Origin of the sequence: Mesorhizobium sp. M7A.F.Ca.US.010.02.1.1 (genome assembly GCF_004023085.1) — a bacterium.
Taxonomy (GTDB): domain Bacteria; phylum Pseudomonadota; class Alphaproteobacteria; order Rhizobiales; family Rhizobiaceae; genus Mesorhizobium.
This window is the reverse complement of the sequence record NZ_RZRV01000018.1, coordinates 59,077-79,858: the sequence shown is the minus strand read 5'-3', so window position 1 is coordinate 79,858 and position 20,782 is coordinate 59,077. Positions and strand designations below refer to the sequence as shown.

The following is a 20,782-nucleotide window of genomic DNA, read 5'->3' as shown; positions in this document are numbered from 1 at the left end:
CACCATTATTTATCTTGACGTTAAGAATCTTGCCATTATCTTATCGTAACATGCAATGCCGGCCAAGAGCCGCGCTACAGGATTCGGTCAATGAAACTTCTCTGGGATTCGGCGCTCGGCCTGCTGGTCGTCACCGGCGGCCTGCTCGGCCTGACGCTGCCCTTCGGCAAGCTCGCCACGGCTGCCGGCGTGCCGGCCATGGTCTGGGCCTTCGTCATCTCGCTCGGCGCCGGCGGGGTCTTGCTGTGCGTGCTCTTGGCTCGCGGCAAGCGGGTCCGGCTCACCGCGCACAAACTGCGCTATTTCTTCGTCACCGCCGCGGTGTCCTATGCTGTCCCCAACCTCCTGATGTTCTCGGCCATCCCGCATCTGGGCGCCGGCTACACCGGCATCATGTTCACCCTGTCGCCTGTCATCACACTGGTGTTCTCGATCCTGTTGCGTGTCCGGCGCCCCAACATGCTGGGCATTGTCGGCATCGCCGTCGGCTTCGTCGGCGCTGTCATGGTGGCGGTGACGCGCGGCGAGGCCGGCCAGCCGGCCGATTTGTTCTGGGTGGCGATGGGGTTGCTCATTCCGGTCAGCCTTGCCGTCGGCAACATCTACCGCACGGTCGACTGGCCGGACGGCACCGGCCCGATCGAGCTTGCCGTCGGCAGCCATCTGGCGTCAGCGGCGATGCTGCTTGCCGGCATTCTTCTCCTGTTCGGCGGCGAGGCTTTCGTGCCACTCGGCGGCGTGCCGCTGGTGGTGGTCGCGCAGGTCGCGTCGGCGTCGGCGATGTTTGCCTTCTTCTTCAGGCTGCAGGCGGTTGGCGGTCCGGTCTATCTCAGCCAGATCGGTTATGTGGCGGCCGCCGTCGGCCTGTTTGCCGGAACCATCTTCCTCGGCGAGCACTATCAGTTGCTGACCTGGGCAGGCGCGCTCATCATCACTGCCGGCGTGTTCATCACCACCAGGGCACAAAGCCAGAAGGGTCGAGTTCCTGCAGCCGGAGCCGCCTTGCCGATCCGTTAGGCCTGGCTCGCGTCAAAGATTTTCCTGAGAGCCGGCGGGGCAACATTTCGCCATGACATCCGTATTGCGCTGCGAAATGTCTTTCATCGCATGCGTCAAGAATGATCGACGTCCAGCCCTTTCGTCCCCATCCACCAGGCACTGGCTTGAAAACCAGCGGTTCGGCTGCAGTCGTCATCTCTTGCTGGCCGATGTCGAGCTTTATGACGGCGCGATCGTTTTCGGGCAGCGACATGAAGATGCGATTGCGTACCCGGAAGTCGGCCTTGCCGAAATGCGATTTCTCGGCCGCTTCGGGAAGCTCAAGCGCCAATTGTCGGGCTCTCACACTGTCCACGGTCCGACAAATCTCCAGATCAGCCTTCAGACCGAGCCTTTTTCCGCCAGGACCATGTAGTTGACGTCCATGTCCTTCGACCGCGCCCAGCGGTCGGCCAGCGGGTTGTAGGTGACGCCGGTGCGGTCGATGATGGTCAGGCCGGCGCCGCCAAGCGCCTTTTCGAGCTCTTCCGGGCGCACCAGCTTGCCGAACTGGTGGGTGCCGCGCGGCAGCCAGCGCAGCACATATTCGGCCCCGATGATGGCTAAGCCCAGCGCCTTCAGCGTGCGGTTGATGGTGGCCACGAACATGATGCCGCCGGGCCGCACCATCTCGCCGCATTTGGCGACGAACAGGTCGATGTCGGCGACATGCTCGACCACTTCCATGTTGAGGATGACGTCGAATTTCTCGCCGGCGTCGGCAAGGTCCTCGGCCGTCGTGGCGCGATAGTCGACGCTGACATTGCCCTCGGCGGCGTGCAGCTTGGCCACTTCGATGTTGGTTTCGGAGGCATCTGCGCCCACAACCTCGGCGCCAAGCCGCGCCATCGGCTCGCACAGAAGTCCGCCGCCGCAGCCGATGTCGAGGATGCGCAGGCCCTCGAAAGGCCTTGCAGCGCGCGGGTCACGGCCGAAGCGCGTCGCTATCTGGTCGCGGATATAGGCCAGCCGGACCGGATTGAATTTGTGCAGGGGACGGAATTTGCCGTTCGGGTTCCACCATTCGGCGGCAAGGGCGGAAAAGCGTTCCACTTCTCCGGCATCGATCGTCGATCGTCGGGGCTCTGGCATCGGTTGGTCTCCTCGACACTACAGCGCCGCGCGTCCTCTTGGACGCGCAAAGGACGCTGTAGCACTTTAAATTCTGCGTATGATCCTTTCCGAAATCGACTTCGATTTCGGGGTCATGCGCTAGGAAGTCGGGCGTGAGGCCGCGAATGTCAAGGCAGCATTTTCCTCGGCCTGCCAGGCAACAGGCTCTGTCAGGGCATGTCACCTGTCACGCGCCTGCATCGAAACACAATTGATCCGCCGGGCGAAAAGGAGACAGGATTTGAATTGGAGGAAACCATGATGAAACAGGAAACGGCTTCGATCCTTTGGCACCGCCTCGACGTGGAGGGTCACGACGCCTGCCTGTTGTCACAGACCAATGTCGGGCACAGTCTCGAGGGACAGGCCATCTTCATCCAGGACGGCAAGCCGTGCTGCCTTGGCTATGAGGTGATCTGCGATGTCGGCTGGCGCACGCGTTCAGCGCGGATCGACGGCTTTCTCGGCACCCGCAAGCTGCATTATGCGATCGAACGCGATTCGGACGGCCAGTGGACGCTGAATGGCGAAGTCCAGCAGGGCGTCGACGGCCTTGTCGATGTCGATCTTGGCTTCACACCGGCATCGAACCTGCTGGCGATCCGCCGGTATGACCTCGGCATCGGCGAGGCGACGCCTGCTCCGGCCGCCTACCTGACTTTCCCTGAACTGAGCCTGGTGCGCCTCGATCAGACCTATCGGCGTCTCGACACGGTTCGCTACGCCTATGCCGCGCCGGTGTTCGGCTATGACGAGACCCTCAACATCTCGCCGCACGGCTTCGTTGTCGACTATCCTGGCCTGTGGAGAAGCGCGGCTGCGTCAGACTGAAGCGATTGTAATCAATCCGCTGCGCCCTGCGTCGTGCCGAGCACGTCACGCAGTTTCGCCGCCAGTTGCTCGATGGTGAAGGGCTTGGCGAGGAAATGCACGTCGTGGTCGAGCACGCCGTTGTGGACCACCGCGTTCCTGGTGAAGCCGGTGGTGAAGATCACCTTCAGCTGCGGCATGCGGGCAACGGCCTCTTCCGCCAGCTTGCGGCCGTTCATGACGGGCATGACGATGTCGGTGAACAGAAGGCCGACGTTCGGGCGCTCCGCCAGTTTCTGCAACGCTTCCTCGCCGCTCGCGGCATGAATGACGGTGTATCCGAGTTCGCGTATGGCCTCGGTGGTGGAGACCCTCACGCGGGCATCATCCTCGACGACAAGGATCGTTTCGGTGACCGGTGCGGCGGGGTTGTCGCCTCGCCCGGTGGGCACGGCCGGCTCATCGGCGCCGAAATACCGCGGCAAGTAGATCTTGATCGTCGTGCCTTCGCCGGGTTCGGAATAGATATTGACGTGGCCGCCCGACTGTTTGACGAAGCCGAACACCTGGCTCAATCCCAGGCCGGTGCCCTTATTGACCGGCTTGGTGGTGAAGAAGGGTTCGAAGGCCTTGGCGATGACATCGGGGGTCATGCCCGAACCGGTATCGCTGACGGCGATCATCACATACTGGCCGGCCGCGACTTCGGCATGGGCGGCGGCGTAGCTGTCGTCGAGATGGCTGTTGGCGGTCTCGATGGTCAGCTTGCCATCATCGCCCATGGCGTCGCGGGCGTTGACGGCCAGGTTGAGAACGGCGTTCTCGATCTGGCTCGGGTCGGCATGGGTTTTCCACAAGCCTCCCGCCAGCACCGTTTCGATGCGGATGGTTTCGCCGAGTGCCCGCCGGATCAGGTCGGACATCCCGGTCAGCAGGCGGTTGGCGTCGACGATCTGCGGCGCCAGGGGCTGCTGACGCGAGAAGGCGAGCAGCCGGGCCGTCAGATTGGCGGCACGGGTCGCGGCATCGATCGCCGCGTCGATGAATTGTGCGATGTCGTGCTCGCCGCGCGCCAGCTTGCGCTGGGCGAGATTCATGGCGCTGATAATCACCGCCAGCATGTTGTTGAAGTCGTGGGCGATGCCGCCAGTAAGCTGGCCGACCGCCTCCATCTTGTGCATCTGGCGGATCTGGGATTCGGCCTTTTCACGTGTCTCGATCTCCTTGCCGAGCGCCACGTTCTTGCGCACCAACTCATCCTGGGCAACGGCAACCTCATGGAAGCGGCGGCGCGATTCCCTGATCGCGTAGCCGGCAAGCAGCAAGATCGCCAGCAGCGCCGCCAGCGAGCCGATGCGTAGCCAGGCCTCGACTTGGTCGATATGCTCGTCGCGCGCGGCGACGGCTGCGGCGCTGATGCGTCGGACCGTATCCATGCTGGTCCGGATTTCGTCCATGACTGCCTTGCCCTGGCCGCTGCGAATCAGATCCAGCGCTTTCGTCGCATTGCCCTGGTCGTACAGGGCAATCGTCTCGGCCAGTTCAGCCTGCTTTTGCGAAAGCGCGTCCTTGATATGGTTGATCGGCTGGACGAGCTGTTCATCGGGGGCGGTCAAGCTGTCGATGCGGGCAAGTTGCCCCGGAATGGCGCCGACAGCGTTCCGATAGGGTTCGAGATAGGATTTCTCGCCAGTCAGCAGGTAGCCATGCTGACCGTTCTCGGCTTCCTGTGCCAGAGAAAGCAGACCCGAAAGCAATTGCTGATATTCGATTGCCTCGCGCGCGGCGGCGCGGTTGGCCCGCTGTTCCTCGACCAGCATGGCACGGCTGCCGACAATCAGCGCCAGCACGGCGAAGCCGGCGACAAGCGGGAGCGATTGCCATCGCATGGCACGTCGAAGACGAGCAATCATCATCTGTTATGCCGAACCAAAAGAATTCCCCGCAGGCTGCATTTCGTAGGCGGCGGCGGGGCGGAAGGCAATATGCCGGCTTCTGGAGCCGCAATCGGCCGCCAGCCTTGCGAAACCTTCATCATTTGGCTAAGGAGGCCGCGCATTCAGCGGCCGGCGTCAGCCGGCCTTCCGCTTTTCGGGATTCCGGGTTTTGGCCGGGTCCGGCTTCAGGCAAAGGCATTTCGCTCCCATGGCGCGCATCGTGATGAAATTCGGCGGAACCTCGGTCGCCGACATCGCCCGCATCCGCAACGTGGCGCGTCACGTCAAACGCGAGGTCGACGCCGGCCATGAGGTGGCGGTGGTCGTTTCGGCGATGGCCGGGAAAACCAATGAACTGGTCGGCTGGACGCGTGAGGCCTCGCCGATGCACGACGCACGCGAATATGATGCGGTCGTCGCTTCCGGCGAGCAGGTCACGGCCGGCCTTCTGGCCATCACCTTGCAGAATATGGGCGTGCATGCCCGCTCCTGGCAGGGCTGGCAGATCCCGATCAAGACCGACAATGCGCATGGCGCGGCGCGCATCCTCGACATCGACGGCGCGTTCCTGATCAAGCGCTTCGGCGAGGGCCAGGTGGCGGTGATCGCCGGGTTCCAGGGCATCGGCCCGGACAATCGCATCGCCACGCTCGGCCGCGGCGGCTCCGACACCAGTGCTGTCGCCATCGCCGCGGCGGTCAAGGCCGACCGCTGCGACATCTACACCGACGTCGACGGGGTTTACACCACCGATCCGCGCATCGAGCCCAAGGCGCGGCGGCTGGCCAAGATATCGTTCGAGGAAATGCTTGAAATGGCTTCGCTCGGCGCCAAGGTTCTGCAGGTGCGTTCGGTCGAGCTTGCCATGGTGCACAGGGTGCGTACCTTCGTGCGGTCGTCCTTCGACGATCCCGACGCGCCCGGAATGGGGGATTTGCTCAATCCGCCCGGAACGCTCATTTGCGACGAGGAAGAGATCGTGGAACAGCAGGTCGTCACCGGAATTGCCTACGCCAAGGACGAGGCGCAGATTTCGCTGCGCCGGGTCGGCGACCGGCCGGGCGTTGCCGCCGGCATCTTCGGGCCGCTGGCCGAGGCCAACATCAATGTCGACATGATCGTCCAGAACATTTCCGAGGACGGCAAGTTCACCGACATGACCTTCACCGTGCCGTCGGGCGATGTCGACAAGGCGCTGGCCGTGCTTGAACGGCTGAAAGCCGAGATCGGCTACGACGTCGTGCAGTCGGAGGCCGGCATGTCGAAGGTTTCGGTCATCGGCATCGGCATGAGGAGCCATGCCGGCGTCGCCGCCACCGCTTTCAAGGCGCTGGCCGACAAATCGATCAACATCCGCGCCATCACGACCTCCGAGATCAAGATTTCGATCCTGATCGACGGTCCGTATACGGAACTTGCGGTTCGTACTTTGCATTCCGTCTACGGTCTGGATAAGCAGTAGCGAGAACGATTTGAGTTGTTGCGTGTGCGCCGGTCGCGGTGGAAACTGCGGCGGGCAGAATGCCCATTGGAGAACAAGCCGCGATGCGTGATCAGGCCAGTGGCCCGCGCGTTTTGCTCAAACGGCTCCGCGAGCTCATGCAGGAGCCGCTGGAGCCGCAGGAGCGGCTTGACCGGATTGTGCGCGACATCGCCTCCAACATGGTCGCGGAAGTCTGCTCGCTCTATGTGCTGCGCGCCGATTCAGTGCTCGAACTCTATGCCACCGAAGGTCTGAACCCGAACGCCGTCCATTTGGCGCAGTTGCGGCTGGGCCAAGGCCTGGTCGGCACGATCGCCGCCAGCGCGCGGCCGCTCAACCTGTCCAATGCGCAGGAACACCCTGCCTTCGCCTATCTGCCGGAGACGGGGGAAGAGATCTACAACTCGTTCCTCGGCGTGCCGGTGCTGCGGGCAGGGCGCACGCTGGGCGTGCTGGTGGTGCAAAACAAGACCATGCGCCACTACCGCGACGACGAAGTCGAGGCGCTGGAAACCACGGCGATGGTGATCGCCGAGATGATCGCCACCGGCGATCTGGCGCGGCTGACCCGGCCCGGCCTCGAACTCGATCTGCGCCGTCCTGTCAGCTTCACCGGCCTGTCCTTCAATGAGGGCGTCGGGCTTGGCCATGTGGTGCTGCACGAGCCGCGCATCGTCGTCACCAATCTGTTCAACGAAGACAGCGAGGAAGAGGTCCGCCGGCTCGAGACCTCACTCAGCTCGCTCAGGCTGTCCATCGACGACATGCTGGAACGCCGCGACGTCGCCTTCGAAGGCGAGCATCGCCAGGTGCTGGAAGCCTATCGCATGTTCGCCAACGATCGCGGCTGGGTGCGGCGGCTGGAAGAGGCCATCCGCAACGGCCTGACGGCCGAAGCGGCGGTGGAAAAGGTGCAGAGCGACATGCGCGCCCGCATGCTGCACATGACCGATCCCTATCTGCGCGAGCGGATGAGCGATTTCGACGACCTCGCCAACCGCCTGCTGCGCCAGCTGATGGGGCGCGGGCCGGAAGATGTCGCCGCATCGCTGCCGAAGGATGCCATCATCGTTGCCCGTTCGATGGGGGCCGCCGAGCTGCTCGATTATCCCCGCGACAAGATGCGCGGGCTGGTGCTCGAGGATGGTGCCGCGACCAGTCACGTCGTCATCGTCGCGCGTGCCATGGGCATCCCCGTCGCCGGCCAAATGAAGGGCGCCGTTTCCATGGCGGAAAACGGCGATGCCATCATCGTCGACGGCGAAGAGGGCGTGATCCATTTGCGGCCGCAGCCAGATCTCGAGGCCGCCTACGCCGAAAAGGTGCGTTTCAGGGCGCGCCGGCAAGAGGTCTACCGCGAGCTGCGCAAGAAGCCGTCGACGACCAGGGATGGTGTCCAGGTCGATTTGCTGATGAATGCCGGTCTTGCCGTCGACCTGCCGCAGCTTGCCGAAGCGGGCGCGGCCGGCATCGGCCTGTTCCGCACCGAATTGCAATTCATGGTCGCTTCCACTTTTCCCCGGGCCGAGGCCCAGGAAAAGCTCTACCGCGACGTGCTCGAGGCGGCGCGCGGCAAGCCGGTCACCTTCCGCACCATCGATATTGGCGGCGACAAGGTGCTGCCCTATTTCAAGGGTGCGATCCAGGAAGAGAACCCGGCGCTTGGCTGGCGGGCGATCCGCCTGACGCTCGACCGGCCAGGGTTGTTGCGCACCCAGATCCGCGCTTTGCTCAAGGCCAGTGGCGGGCGCGAGCTGAAGCTGATGCTGCCGATGGTGACCGAGCTGGGCGAGATCGCCCAGGCACGCGAGATCATCGACCGCGAGGTGCGGCATTTGTCGCGCTTTGCCCATCATTTGCCGACCAGCCTGAAGTTGGGCGCCATGTTGGAAGTGCCGTCGCTCCTGTTCCAGCTCGATGAATTGATGAAGGCGGTCGATTTCGTCTCGGTCGGTTCGAACGACCTGTTCCAGTTCGTCATGGCCGTTGACCGCGGCAACACGCAACTGGCCAACCGCTTCGACACGCTGTCGGCGCCGTTCCTGCGCGTGCTCAAGCAGATCGCCGATGCCGGGGTCCGCAACCATACGCCGGTGACGCTGTGCGGCGAACTCGCCGGCAAGCCGATCTCGGCGATGGCGCTGATCGGTCTCGGCTTCCGTTCGATCTCGATGTCGCCGGCCTCGATCGGTCCGGTCAAGGCGATGCTGACGGAACTGCCGCTGGACGAGTTGAAGGCGTTTTTCGACGACAATCTGATGGCTCCGGCACAGGGCTTGCCGATGCGAGCGCTGCTGCAGGCCTTTGCCGACGACCGTTCGATCCCGTTATAGCAGCCTCATCATGGTCAATTTGCCCCGCGATCGTATGGATCAAGTCGTCAAGCGTTTCGAGATGCTCGAAGCGCAGATGTCGGCCGGCCCGGCGCCGGATGCCTATGTGCGGATGGCGTCCGAATATGCCGAAATCCAGGACATGGTGGCCAAGGTCAGGGCGCTGCGCCTGGCCGAGCATGAGCAGGCCGACCTCGAAGCCATGCTTGCCGACAAGGGCACCGATGCCGAGATGCGGGCGCTCGCCGAGGCCGAGCTGCCGGAGGTCGAGGACCGTATCGAGGCGCTGCAGAAGGACATCCAGATCCTGCTGTTGCCCAGGGATGCGGCCGACGACAAGAACGCCATTCTCGAAATCCGCGCCGGCACCGGCGGAGACGAGGCGGCGCTGTTCGCCGGCGACCTGTTTCGAATGTATGAGCGCTACGCCGCCGAACGCGGCTGGCGTTTCGAGACCGCCTCGGCCAGTGATGGCGATGCCGGCGGTTTCAAGGAGATCATCGCCACGGTGTCGGGCAAGGGCGTCTTTGCGCATCTGAAGTTCGAATCCGGCGTGCACCGGGTGCAGCGCGTGCCGGCGACCGAGGCGAGCGGGCGCATCCACACCTCGGCGGCAACCGTCGCGGTGCTGCCCGAAGCCGAAGAGGTCGACATCGACATCAGGGCCGAAGACATCCGCATCGACACGATGCGTGCATCGGGTTCGGGCGGCCAGCACGTCAACACCACCGATTCGGCCGTCCGCATCACCCATCTGCCGACCGGCATCATGGTCGTGCAGGCGGAGAAATCGCAGCATCAGAACCGCGCCAAGGCCATGCAGATCCTGCGGGCCCGGCTCTATGATCTGGAGCGCGGAAAGGCCGACGAGGAGCGTTCCGAATCGCGCAAGTCACAGGTCGGTTCCGGTGACCGCTCGGAACGCATCCGCACCTATAATTTCCCGCAAGGGCGCGTCACCGACCACCGCATCAATTTGACGCTCTACAAACTCGACCGGGTAATGATGGGCGAACTCGACGAGATCATCAACGCGCTGATCGCCGATCACCAGTCGAAATTGCTCGCCGACATCGGCATCGATGACTGACCTGCCCGATGCACTCGGGCCGCTGCTGCGGGAAGCGCAGGCTCGGCTTGCCGCTGCCGCTATCGATGATCCGGCGCTCGATGCGCGGCTGATCGTCGAGCATTTTTCGGGCACGACGCGCACGCAAGCCATTGCGGACCCCGAACGCAGGCTCGGCGCCGGCGTTGTTGCCGAAATCGATGCCGCCTTGAGACGCCGCGCTAGCGGCGAACCGGTGCATCGCATCCTCGGCTATCGTGAATTCTACGGTTTGCGCCTGTCGCTGTCGCCGGAAACGCTGGAGCCGCGGCCGGATACCGAAACGCTGGTCGAGGCGATATTGCCCTTCGTCAAGGCAGTTGCGGCGCGGGAAGGCGGGTGCCGCATCCTCGATCTTGGCACCGGCACCGGCGCCATTGCGCTGGCGCTGCTCAGTGTCGTGCCGACGGCTAACGCCACGGGCGTCGACCTGTCCGCGGGTGCGCTGGTGACGGCGGCGCGCAATGCCGGGCAACTGGGTCTTGCAGGCCGGTTCACGACGCTGCAGTCGGACTGGTTCGAAAAAGTTTCCGGCCGGTACCATGTAATTGTCGCAAACCCTCCCTATATAACCACGGAAGACATTGGAAATCTGCAGGACGAAGTCCGCAATTTCGACCCGCGCCTGGCCCTGGATGGCGGCGCGGACGGTCTGAACCCCTACAGAACCATCGCAGCGGAAGCGGCAAGGTTTTTGGAAACTGAAGGCAGGATTGCGGTCGAGATCGGCCATACGCAACGCAATGAGGTCTGCGAGATATTCGCTGCAGCCGGCTACGTGCCGGGCGGTGCTTTTCGTGACCTCGGTGGAAACGACAGGGTTGTTGTCTTTGAAAGGATAAAGCCTTGACGCAGTGCAAAAAAGCGCTTGGCAATGCCGGGGAATGCGGCTAGGGTCGCCTTAACCGGATGAGACGAAGCAGGCAGTGCTCTTAGCGATTCGGTTTTCCTCGGAAATAGCTGCCTTCTTGCGCAAACGATGCCCAAGCTTCGTGCGGGAATCGTCCGGCAAGTGATGTAACCGGAACAGGATGGCACGTGGCGCCAACGCAATCGATGCGGGCGAACGCCGGTGAAGAGACGAAACGGCTGGCTGCATGAGCGCCTCCGTTCGTGAAGAGTTTTTCGAAAATTTCAAAATGAAGAGAGTTTGATGAGGCCACAACAGCAGAACAGGCGCATGCGCGGTCGCAACAATAGTGGCGGCGGCGGTGGTAACAATAACAACAACAATAACAACAACAACCGCAAGGGGCCTAATCCCCTGACGCGCAACTACGAGAGCAATGGCCCGGATGTGAAGATCCGCGGTTCGGCTCAGCAGATCGCCGAAAAATACGCCACCCTTGCCCGCGATTCTCACAGCTCCGGCGACCGGGTCATGGCGGAGAACTATCTCCAGCACGCCGAGCACTACAATCGCATCATCGCGGCCGCACAGGCGCAGATGCCGATCCAGAACGCGCAGCAGAATCGCGATGATTTCGACGATGACGGCGACGAGGATCGCGACGATTTCGACAATGGCGGCAACAACAACAGCAACACTGTTTCCGACGTCCAGGTCCCGGTGATCAACCATGGCGCCGGCCCGCAGCCGGTCATCGAAGGGACGCCTGCCGAGGTTGCGCTCAACCGGGAAGGTGGCCGCGAGGCCCGCGATAACAATGGCGGGCGTAACAATGGTGGCCGCGACAACAATGGCGGGCGCCATCGCGATCGTCGCCCCAATGGCGGTTATGGCCAGAACGGCCAGCGCGACTTTGGTTCACCCGTGGAACAAGGTGGTCAGCCCCAGGGCAACGAGACCCCGGTTCAGGGCGAAGCCGTTTCGCCGACCGAATCTGCAGCGCCGGCCGAACCGGCTCCGTCGTTCGAGAATCTTTCCCCGGCAGGTCTTGCCGCCCAGGCCGAACTCAACGAGGCGGCCGCCGAAAGCGGGGCTGCCCGTCGTCCGCGTCGTCCGCGCCGCCCGCGCGTCAACGCCGATCAGGCTGACGGCGGTGGCGAAAGTGCCGAGGCGGCCCCGGTCGAAAGCGGCAATGCCCAGCCGGTCAATGTCGATATCGACAACTGATCGAACGGCATTTCAAGGCATTGAACGGCGGAGAGAAATCTCCGCCGTTTTCGTTTGGGCGGCCGTGCAATATTATGAAGTTGCCGATATCGAGACGTCTTGAGGGTTCGGAGCTTGTGCACCATATCAGCCTCAACTGGACCCGGCTCGAATGGGCGGGTCCGTCACCGCAATCGGATCCGGTGCCGCAAAGCGGGCCGGTGATGGAAGGAGACAGATATGAACCTTGAGAAATACTCAGAGCGCGTGCGCGGCTTTATCCAGTCCGCGCAGACTATGGCGCTTTCCCGCAACCACCAGCAATTCACCCCTGAACATATCCTGAAAGTGCTCGTCGACGACGATGAGGGCCTGGCGGCGTCGCTGATCGAACGCGCCGGCGGCAACGTCCGCGACGTCAAGCTTGGCGTCGAGACGGCGCTCGAAGCGATGCCCAAGGTCGAGGGCGGCAATGGCCAGCTCTATTTGGCCCAGCCGCTGGCAAAAGTGTTTTCGACCGCCGAGGAACTGGCCAAGAAAGCCGGCGACAGCTTTGTCACGGTGGAGCGGCTCTTGCAGGCGCTCGCCATGGAGAAATCGGCCAAGACCGCCGACATACTGGCCAAGGCCGGCGTCACCGCGCAGGCGCTCAACCAGGTCATCAACGATGTCCGCAAGGGCCGCACCGCCGATTCGGCGAGTGCCGAACAGGGCTACGACGCGCTGAAGAAATACGCGCGCGACCTGACCGCGGATGCCCGTGCCGGCAAGCTGGACCCCGTGATCGGCCGTGACGACGAGATCCGCCGCACCATCCAGGTGCTGTCGCGCCGCACCAAGAACAATCCGGTGCTGATCGGCGAACCGGGCGTCGGCAAGACGGCGATCGCCGAGGGCCTGGCGCTGCGCATCGTCAATGGCGACGTACCGGAATCGCTGAAGGACAAGCAACTGATGGCGCTCGACATGGGCGCGCTGATTGCCGGCGCCAAATATCGCGGCGAGTTTGAGGAGCGGCTGAAGGCCGTGCTCTCCGAAGTCACCTCGGCCAACGGCAACATCATCCTGTTCATCGACGAGATGCACACGCTGGTCGGCGCCGGCAAGGCGGATGGCGCCATGGATGCGTCGAACCTGTTGAAGCCGGCTTTGGCGCGCGGCGAGCTGCACTGCGTCGGCGCCACCACGCTCGATGAGTATCGCAAGCATGTCGAGAAGGATGCAGCGCTTGCCCGCCGCTTCCAGCCGGTGTTCGTCGACGAGCCGACGGTGGAGGACACCGTTTCGATCCTGCGCGGCCTGAAGGAAAAATACGAGCAGCACCACAAGGTGCGCATTTCGGATTCGGCGCTGGTGGCGGCGGCGACGCTGTCCAACCGCTACATCGCCGATCGCTTCCTGCCGGACAAGGCGATCGACCTGGTCGACGAAGCCGCATCGCGGCTGCGCATGCAGGTCGATTCCAAGCCCGAGGCGCTGGACGAGATCGATCGCCGCATCATGCAGCTCAAGATCGAGCGCGAGGCGCTGAAAGTCGAGACGGACGATGCTTCGAAGGACAGGCTCGCCCGCCTGGAAAAGGAACTCGTCGGCCTTGAGGAGGAATCGACCGAGATCACCGCCAAATGGCAGGCCGAGAAGCAGAAGCTCGGGCTTGCCGCCGATCTGAAGAAGCAGCTCGACGAGGCGCGCAACGACCTTGCCATTGCCCAGCGCAAGGGTGAATTCCAGCGCGCCGGCGAGCTTGCCTATGGCAAGATCCCGGAGCTGGAAAAGAAGCTGAAGGAGGCCGAGGCCCAGGACGGCAAGGTCGGCATGGTCGAAGAGGTGGTCACCCCCGACCACGTCGCCCATATCGTCTCGCGCTGGACCGGCATTCCGGTCGACAAGATGCTGCAGGGCGAGCGCGACAAGCTGTTGCGCATGGAGGACGAGATCGGCAAGCGCGTCGTCGGCCAGGGCGAGGCGGTGCAAGCTGTCTCGAAGGCTGTGCGGCGCGCCCGCGCGGGCTTGCAGGATCCGAACCGGCCGATCGGCTCGTTCATGTTCCTCGGGCCGACGGGTGTCGGCAAGACCGAGTTGACCAAGGCGCTGGCGAGCTTCCTGTTCGACGACGACAGCGCGATGGTGCGCATCGACATGTCGGAGTTCATGGAAAAGCACTCGGTCGCCCGGCTGATCGGCGCACCTCCCGGCTATGTCGGCTATGAGGAAGGCGGCGCGCTGACCGAAGCGGTGCGGCGCCGGCCTTATCAGGTCGTGCTGTTCGACGAGATCGAGAAGGCGCATCCCGATGTGTTCAACGTGCTGTTGCAGGTGCTCGACGATGGCCGCCTGACCGATGGCCAGGGCCGCACGGTCGACTTCCGCAACACGCTGATCATCATGACGTCGAACCTCGGCGCCGAATCTCTCGTCAATCTCGGCGAGGATCAGGACGTCGATCTGGTTCGCGACGAGGTGATGGGTGTCGTCAGGGCGTCGTTCCGGCCGGAGTTCCTCAACCGCGTCGACGAGGTGATCCTGTTCCACCGGCTGCGCCGGCAGGATATGGGCCGCATCGTCGAGATCCAGCTCAAGCGGCTGGAGAGCCTGCTTGTCGATCGCAAGATCACACTTTCGCTGGACCAGGAGGCGATCAATTGGCTGGCGGCCAAGGGCTACGACCCTGCCTATGGCGCGCGACCGCTGAAGCGAGTGATGCAGAAGGAATTGCAGGACCCGCTGGCGGAGAAGATCCTGCTCGGCGACATCCTCGACGGCTCGACCGTCAAGGTGACAGCCGGTTCCGACCGGCTGAACTTCCGCTCGAAACCGACGATTGTGGCGGCGGAAGTGGCAGCCTGATCCAAGCCCCGCGTCCATCCCGGACGCGCGGCTTTTGAGGTCTTTGTCATATGCATGTCGTTCTCCCAAAATCGGGGCCACTTTTGGGCGACATGCGCAAAAAAGCGGGCGCGGATGACACTGGACGATTACAACAGCTTCTGCGCCTCGCTGCCCGCGACGAGCCATGTCGTCCAGTGGGGCGGCGCCCATGTCTGGAAAATCGGGGCCAAGGTCTTCGCGATCGGCGGCTGGGACCAGGGCCAGCAGCTCTTCGTCACCTTCAAATGCTCCGATATCGCCTATGACGTGCTCAAGGAGCAGCCGGGCCTGCGGCCCGCGCCCTATCTTGCCTCGCGCGGCATGACATGGATCCAGCGTCGGACAAGCCAGAGCATGGATGATGCCGCGCTGAAGGACTATTTGCGCGAGAGCCATCGCCTTGTAGCCCTGAAACTGACCAGGCAGGCGCGCAAGGAATTAGGACTTGCCGCAAGCTAGTCTATATTCCTCGAGGCGCCGGAAAACCGCCATCTTCATGCCCGGTTCATGTTGGAACCATATGGTGGGTAACTGGTTTGCTGGCGAGGGGCTTCGCCAGAGAACAATGCCGGGCGGCGGCAATTACGGACCGGAGAGTTTCGCCACTATGCTGCGTACGATCTTCACCCTTTCGGTACTTGCCGGCGGGCTTTTGTCTGCCAATGCAATCGCTGCCCCAACGCAGGACAGCGCACCACCGATTGTCCGTGCCGCCGATACCGGGGGCATCCTTATCGCCCAGGACGGCAATCTCGACATCTACTACGACGCTAGAGGCAACCGCGTCATCGTCGATGCCGATACCGGCAAGGTCATCGCCATCCAGCCGCCGCAGACCCGGCTCGACCGTCGTGCCCTGCGCCGTGAGACACGACTGCGCGAATTGGGCCGCGCCCCCGACGGCGACGACCGCTACTATCTCGACGATCCGGAAGACATGGCGCGGTTCCGCCGCCAGCAGTTGGAAGAGGAAGGCCGCGTTATCCCGCCGCCGGCGGACGAGTACGATCCCTATGGGGACAATTCCGTCGAAGCCTATCCTCCCCCACCGCAGGACGATGGCAGCTACGACGACAATTATCCCGACGCGCCGCAGCCGGCGAAGCCGGGCACCATCAAGCGCCAGCCGCTGAACGAGGCCTCGATAGACCCTGCCCAGCCGGCGATACCCGCCGATCAGGCGGCTCTGCCACCAAAGGCTGGCGACAAGACCACTGTTGCCCCGGCACTTTCGCTGGGAGCGCGCCAGGATGTCGCCGCCCTTCAGGTGCTGCTCGACCGGGGTGGCGCTTCGCCTGGCGTCATCGACGGGCGTTTCGGTTCGAATGTCGACAAGGCGCTCGCTGCCTACAACCAGATCACCGGCGCCAATCTGCGATCGACCGACGCGGTCGCCATCCAGGCGGCACTTGCGCAATCCGGCGGCGATGCCTTCGCCAACTACACGATCACAGCGGAGGATGCGGCCGGTCCCTATGTCGCGTCGATCCCGGAAGACTACAGCCAGAAGGCGCAACTCGACCGCATGGGTTACACGTCGGTGACCGAGGCGCTCGCGGAGCGCTTCCACATGGACGAGAATTATCTCAAAGCGCTCAACCCGGACGTCGATTTCAATCGTCCCGGCACGACCATCAAGGTCGCCAATTTCGGAAAACTGGTTTCGACGCCGGTGGCCCGCATCGTCGCGGACAAGGACAAGAAAGAGGTTTTCGCCTATGATGCCGGCGGCAGACTGGTCGCGGCCTATCCCGCAACCATCGGCTCATCGGACACGCCGTCACCGTCCGGCATACACACGGTGTCGCGCGTCGCGCTCGATCCGAACTACACCTACAACCCCAGCATCAATTTCAAGCAGGGCCAAAACGACAAGGTCCTGACCATTCCGCCGGGCCCGAACGGTCCCGTCGGCTCGGTCTGGATCGCCCTGGACAAGCCGACCTATGGCATCCACGGCACGCCGGATCCGTCGAAGATAGGCAAGACCGAAAGCCATGGCTGCGTACGCCTGACCAACTGGGATGCGCGGGAGTTGGCCAAGCTGGTTTCGCCGGGTGTCACGGTGGAGTTTGTCGGCGGACCTTCAGCCGATAGCCTTGCGCAGCAGTGAGCTGTGAAGTGCGGCGGCATAGACCAGCTGCACGATCGGGATGAAACCGAGCTTTCAAGTGGTCGCCTTATCGAAATCCCCGCCGGCTGCACGTAACGGGGCTGGCATGACTGTGCCATTTGCACCCTGACATGGTGCAACCCTGGCCAAACGGCTGTTTTCAGCGACTGCAAGCCACTGGCCGGTTGTTGCTGGTGCGCTAGGGGTTTAAGCAAGGTTTCATGCATTCACCGAGTAAAGCTGCCGCCGTCCCGCTGACCAGCCCGGTCATGAATGGGACGTTCTGTCCGCAGTCGCAGCGGCGATTTGTGCTGATCGCGGCAATCCTGGCCTCGGCGCTTGGCTTCATAGACGGCTCGATCCTGGCCATCGCCACGCCGGCGATCCGCGTCAACCTTGGCGCCAGCCTTGCCGAGGCGCAGTGGATTTCCAATGCCTATGCGTTGACGCTCTCGGCGCTGATCCTGGCCGGGGGTGCCGCTGGCGACCGATTCGGCCTACGCCGCGCCTTCGTGGCCGGCATTGCGCTGTTCATCGTCGCTTCGCTTGCCTGTGCGCTGGCGCCGAATGCCATTGTGCTGATCGCATTTCGTGCCGTCCAGGGCATTGGCGCAGCGATCATGGTGCCCGGCAGCCTCGCCATCATCGCCAAGGCCTACCCGAAGAAAGAACGCGGCCGCGCTATCGGCATCTGGGCGGCGGCTTCGGCGCTGACCACGGCACTTGGCCCGGTGCTCGGCGGCTTCGTGCTGTCGGCCTTCGGCGACGGCATCTGGCGGGCGATCTTCGCCATCAACCTGCCGCTCGGGCTTATTTCGATCTGGCTGCTGCTGGCCAAGGTTCCAGCCGATACGCCGACGGAGAAACGCAGCCTGGATCTCGGCGGTGCAGCGCTCGCGACATTGGCCTTCGGCGCGCTTGCCTATGGGCTGACCTCGATGAGCGCGAGCGGCGAGGGCCTCATGGCAGGGCCGAGCATTGCCGCAGGCGTCGTATTGCTGGCTGCCTTCATCGTCTTCGAGCTTCGGCAGCGTGAGCCGATGATCGACCTCAGCCTGTTTCGTGTCGGTGCTTTCGCCGGTGCCAATGTGGCGACGTTCTTCCTCTATTTCGCGCTATCGGCCAACCTTTTCTATCTGCCGATGCTGCTGATCGCCGGCTGGGGACTGAGCACGGCCGAGGTCGGCTTCATCTTCCTGCCCTTGTCAGCAGCGATCGCGCTTTTGTCGGGACCTGTCGGCAAGCTGTCGGACCGGATCGGACCGCGTTTTCCGATCGCCTGCGGCAGCCTGGTCGTGGCTTTTGCGTTTGCCGGGCTGGCCTTGCTCACCTACGCCGGTATCCATAATTTCTGGACCGGAACATTCCCGCTGATGGGGCTGATGGGGCTCGGCATGGCTCTGGTCGTATCGCCTTTGTCGACCGCGATCATGACGGCGGTGGAAGACAAGGACACGGGGGCGGCCTCCGGCATCAACAATGCCGTCTCACGCATCGGCGGTTTGATCGCGGTGGCGGCGATGGGCTCGCTTGCCGCATGGGTTTACGCGAATGCGCTGGACGCGAGCGCAACGCCGGGCATCCCAGGATTTGGTGAACCGGCGCCAGCCGGGCTTGCGCCGGCCATCGATGCGGCGAGGCTCGCCGCCAGCGACGCCGCTTTTGCCGCGGTCTCTTCGGTGACCGCGCTGCTTTGCCTGTTTGCGGCTGTCATCGCCTGGACGACCATTCCCGGTGAGCGATTGCCATGGCCGCGACAGGCCGAAGATCAGCAAGGCTGAAGCGGGTCAACCGTCGATCTTGGCGCTCGCAACCTTCAGCGAATCGCTGTCTTCCTGCTTCAGCAGTTCGTCGATGCGCTCGCGCTCGCGCTTGAAGGCAACGAGGTCATCGCCCTTCAGCACCTTGCCGACCGGCAGGCGGACACGCATCGGATCAACCTTGGTGCCGTTGACGATCAGTTCGTAGTGAAGATGCGGGCCGGTGGCGAGGCCGGTCTGGCCGAGGAAGCCGATGGTCTGGCCCTGGCGGACGTGCACGCCCGGTTCGATGCCTTTGGCAAAAGCGCTCTGGTGATTGTATGATGTCTCATAGCCATTGGCATGGCGGATGATGATCTGCTTGCCGTAACCGCCGGCCCAGCCGACCTTCTCGACCGTGCCGTTGCCGGCGGCGATGATCGGCGTGCCGATCGGCGCGGACCAGTCGACGCCGGTGTGCATGCGGACATAGCCGAGGATGGGATGCCTGCGGGCGCCGAAACCGGAGCGGAATTTCCCGGCGGGCAGGGGATTGCGCAACAGGAACTGCTCGGCGCTCGAGCCGTCCTCATCGAAATAGTCGGTGCCGCCGTCCTGCATCTGGAAGCGGTAGAAGTTGCGGGTCTGGCCGCCGAACGTCGCCGAGACGTAAAGAAGCTCGGAGCTGTCCGAGGTCTGGTCGTCACCGTCGGGCTGCGAGAACAGGACTTCGATGCGGTCGGCGGGGCTGAGGCGGGATTGGAAGTCGACGTCGGACGCCAGCAACTTGATCAACCGCTGCGTCATCACCTTGGACATGCCGTAGGAATAGGCGGCGCGGTAGATGCCGTCATAGACGTTGGGCAGGTTGCCGCGCACCACCACGGGCGCCGACGAATCATCGAAGGCCGTCAGCAATTCGGGGTTCGGATCCGGTTCCTGCGCCGGCACATACTGGCCGCGATCGTTGAGCGCGATGGTGACGATGTGCTGGGTCCGGTCATAGACGCTGGTGCGCACGACCTTGGCGGCATCGCCGTGAACCTCAAGACCGACACGCAGCACGGTTCCAGCTTTGAGCGCCGTTGCGTTGAGCAACTTGGCGATAGCTTCGGCCATTCCGGTGGCATCTTCACCCGTGTAGCCCGAATTAGCAAAAGCCTCGGTGACGTCGAGATCCTTGGTGAAGGGGATGATTTCCTCGGCGAAAGCCGGCGCCTGGTCGTCAACAGTGGCGCGGGGCGCCACCGAGACATTTTCCGGCACGATCTTGACGTCGTAGGAGCCCGCCATGCTCTCGGCAAAAGCTTCGCCGAATCGCTGCGGGTCGACATAGTGAAGTGAAGCGACCTGCACGGCGCCGTCGCTGAGGTCGGTGCCGGCTTCGCGCACCACTTTTTCCACCTCGTCGGCGGAGAGGTCACTCTTTTCGTCGAAGGAAGCCGTTTCGATCGGAAAATCGATGGTCTTCAGGCTCATCTCGCTTTCGACCTTGGCGCCGTAGATCTGGCCGGAAGCGGCAGAGGCCGTCGCCGGCTGGGCATTGTCGTCGCTGTCGTCGCCGAACACCTGCATCGGGTCGAAGGGTGGGTAGGCGCGGCTGGTGGTGTGGCCGGCGGCAAGGGCCATCTTGATCTGGACGAAAGGCATGGTGTGGATGACGTCGCGGTCGCCGACCTTGGTGACCATCGACACTTCCATGCGGCGGCGGTCCTTGGCCTTTGCGATCTGACGCGGCGCCACCAGCCTGGTGGTCTTGGCGACTTCGCCAGAATCCCCGTTGCCGGCAAGGCTGATCAACTCGGCGATCTCGGGTGGGGTGGCTAGTTGCTGGCGGCCGTCAAGGGCGGCGAACAGCGCCACGCCCATCAGCACGCTCGAGGTGACGCCAGTGAGAAATGTTCCCGACAGCCAGCGTGCAGAAACCTCGCGCCGGTCGGGCGGGCCGCTGCGGCCATCCGCGACAAGCGGCGGCTCGTTGCCGAGTTCGGCTATGACATCTTCCGTGTCTGGCATCCAGAAAGGCTGCTTCTTCCCCGGGCGGAACGGCTTGTCGCTTTTGTTGTGGCCGTGACATTTGCCTGTCATGGCAGGTGAAGTCAACGAAGCGCCAGGCTCCGAACGAATTGCCCCCAAGCACTTCTCTTATAGAGCGCCCTACCAGGCGGGGCGGTGTACCTTCTC

At 63.4% G+C, this 20,782-nt stretch carries 14 protein-coding genes and 1 pseudogene; 11 read left to right on the top strand and 4 right to left on the bottom strand.

The window, feature by feature from the left end; translation table 11 throughout:
* Positions 1 to 90: 90 nt before the first annotated feature.
* Entirely contained in the window at positions 91 to 1,017 is a 927-nt protein-coding gene (locus EOA19_RS19730; RefSeq protein ID WP_023811160.1) for a DMT family transporter, read from the top strand.
* Here EOA19_RS19730 and EOA19_RS19725 read toward each other — a convergent pair.
* A pseudogene (locus EOA19_RS19725) lies at positions 1,014 to 1,354 on the bottom strand (MmcQ/YjbR family DNA-binding protein). The gene EOA19_RS19730 and the pseudogene EOA19_RS19725 overlap by 4 nt on opposite strands.
* A 26-nt stretch (positions 1,355 to 1,380) precedes the next feature.
* Positions 1,381 to 2,130 carry a bifunctional 2-polyprenyl-6-hydroxyphenol methylase/3-demethylubiquinol 3-O-methyltransferase UbiG gene (ubiG, locus tag EOA19_RS19720; RefSeq protein ID WP_023811162.1) on the bottom strand — a complete coding sequence of 250 codons (750 nt, stop codon included), beginning with the start codon at positions 2,128 to 2,130 and terminating at the stop codon, positions 1,381 to 1,383.
* Positions 2,131 to 2,409: 279 nt separating this feature from the next.
* On the opposite strand from ubiG, the gene EOA19_RS19715 reads away from it, so the two are divergent.
* Positions 2,410 to 2,982: a putative glycolipid-binding domain-containing protein gene (locus EOA19_RS19715; RefSeq protein ID WP_348629846.1), complete on the top strand. Its 573-nt coding sequence runs from the start codon at positions 2,410 to 2,412 to the stop codon at positions 2,980 to 2,982.
* 11 nt (positions 2,983 to 2,993) lie between these two features.
* On the opposite strand, the gene EOA19_RS19710 is transcribed toward EOA19_RS19715, so the two are convergent.
* Positions 2,994 to 4,850, bottom strand: a complete 1,857-nt coding sequence (locus EOA19_RS19710) for a CHASE3 domain-containing protein (RefSeq protein ID WP_128304553.1) — start codon at positions 4,848 to 4,850, stop codon at positions 2,994 to 2,996.
* A 256-nt stretch (positions 4,851 to 5,106) separates the two neighbouring features.
* Here EOA19_RS19710 and EOA19_RS19705 point away from each other — a divergent pair, with 256 nt between their 5' ends.
* From EOA19_RS19705 to EOA19_RS19665, 9 genes are all read left to right on the top strand, one after another.
* Positions 5,107 to 6,360 carry an aspartate kinase gene (locus tag EOA19_RS19705; protein WP_023811164.1) on the top strand — a complete coding sequence of 418 codons (1,254 nt, stop codon included), beginning with the start codon at positions 5,107 to 5,109 and terminating at the stop codon, positions 6,358 to 6,360.
* Positions 6,361 to 6,443: 83 nt separating this feature from the next.
* A complete protein-coding gene (gene ptsP / locus EOA19_RS19700) occupies positions 6,444 to 8,714 on the top strand; it encodes a phosphoenolpyruvate--protein phosphotransferase (protein ID WP_013529460.1) in 2,271 nt (756 codons plus the stop codon).
* A gap of 10 nt (positions 8,715 to 8,724) precedes the next feature.
* Positions 8,725 to 9,804 (top strand): peptide chain release factor 1, encoded by a 1,080-nt coding sequence (gene prfA / locus EOA19_RS19695; RefSeq protein ID WP_128304552.1) that lies wholly within the window; start codon positions 8,725 to 8,727, stop codon positions 9,802 to 9,804.
* A complete protein-coding gene (gene prmC / locus EOA19_RS19690) occupies positions 9,797 to 10,672 on the top strand; it encodes a peptide chain release factor N(5)-glutamine methyltransferase (RefSeq protein WP_128304551.1) in 876 nt (291 codons plus the stop codon). Before prfA ends, prmC begins: the two co-directional genes overlap by 8 nt.
* Positions 10,673 to 10,975: 303 nt before the next feature.
* A complete protein-coding gene (locus tag EOA19_RS19685; protein WP_128304550.1) occupies positions 10,976 to 11,899 on the top strand; it encodes a DUF4167 domain-containing protein in 924 nt (307 codons plus the stop codon).
* Between the two features lie 219 nt (positions 11,900 to 12,118).
* Positions 12,119 to 14,725 carry an ATP-dependent chaperone ClpB gene (gene clpB / locus EOA19_RS19680; RefSeq protein ID WP_128304549.1) on the top strand — a complete coding sequence of 869 codons (2,607 nt, stop codon included), beginning with the start codon at positions 12,119 to 12,121 and terminating at the stop codon, positions 14,723 to 14,725.
* A 114-nt stretch (positions 14,726 to 14,839) separates the two neighbouring features.
* Positions 14,840 to 15,205: an MmcQ/YjbR family DNA-binding protein gene (locus EOA19_RS19675; protein WP_128304548.1), complete on the top strand. Its 366-nt coding sequence runs from the start codon at positions 14,840 to 14,842 to the stop codon at positions 15,203 to 15,205.
* A 148-nt stretch (positions 15,206 to 15,353) separates the two neighbouring features.
* Positions 15,354 to 16,859 carry a L,D-transpeptidase family protein gene (locus EOA19_RS19670; protein WP_128304574.1) on the top strand — a complete coding sequence of 502 codons (1,506 nt, stop codon included), beginning with the start codon at positions 15,354 to 15,356 and terminating at the stop codon, positions 16,857 to 16,859.
* 221 nt (positions 16,860 to 17,080) lie between these two features.
* On the top strand, positions 17,081 to 18,640 hold the full coding sequence (locus EOA19_RS19665) for an MFS transporter (protein ID WP_128304547.1): 1,560 nt from the start codon (positions 17,081 to 17,083) through the stop codon (positions 18,638 to 18,640).
* A gap of 6 nt (positions 18,641 to 18,646) precedes the next feature.
* Here EOA19_RS19665 and EOA19_RS19660 read toward each other — a convergent pair whose 3' ends face one another.
* Positions 18,647 to 20,614: a M23 family metallopeptidase gene (locus EOA19_RS19660; RefSeq protein WP_164892966.1), complete on the bottom strand. Its 1,968-nt coding sequence runs from the start codon at positions 20,612 to 20,614 to the stop codon at positions 18,647 to 18,649.
* Positions 20,615 to 20,782 lie beyond the last annotated feature (168 nt).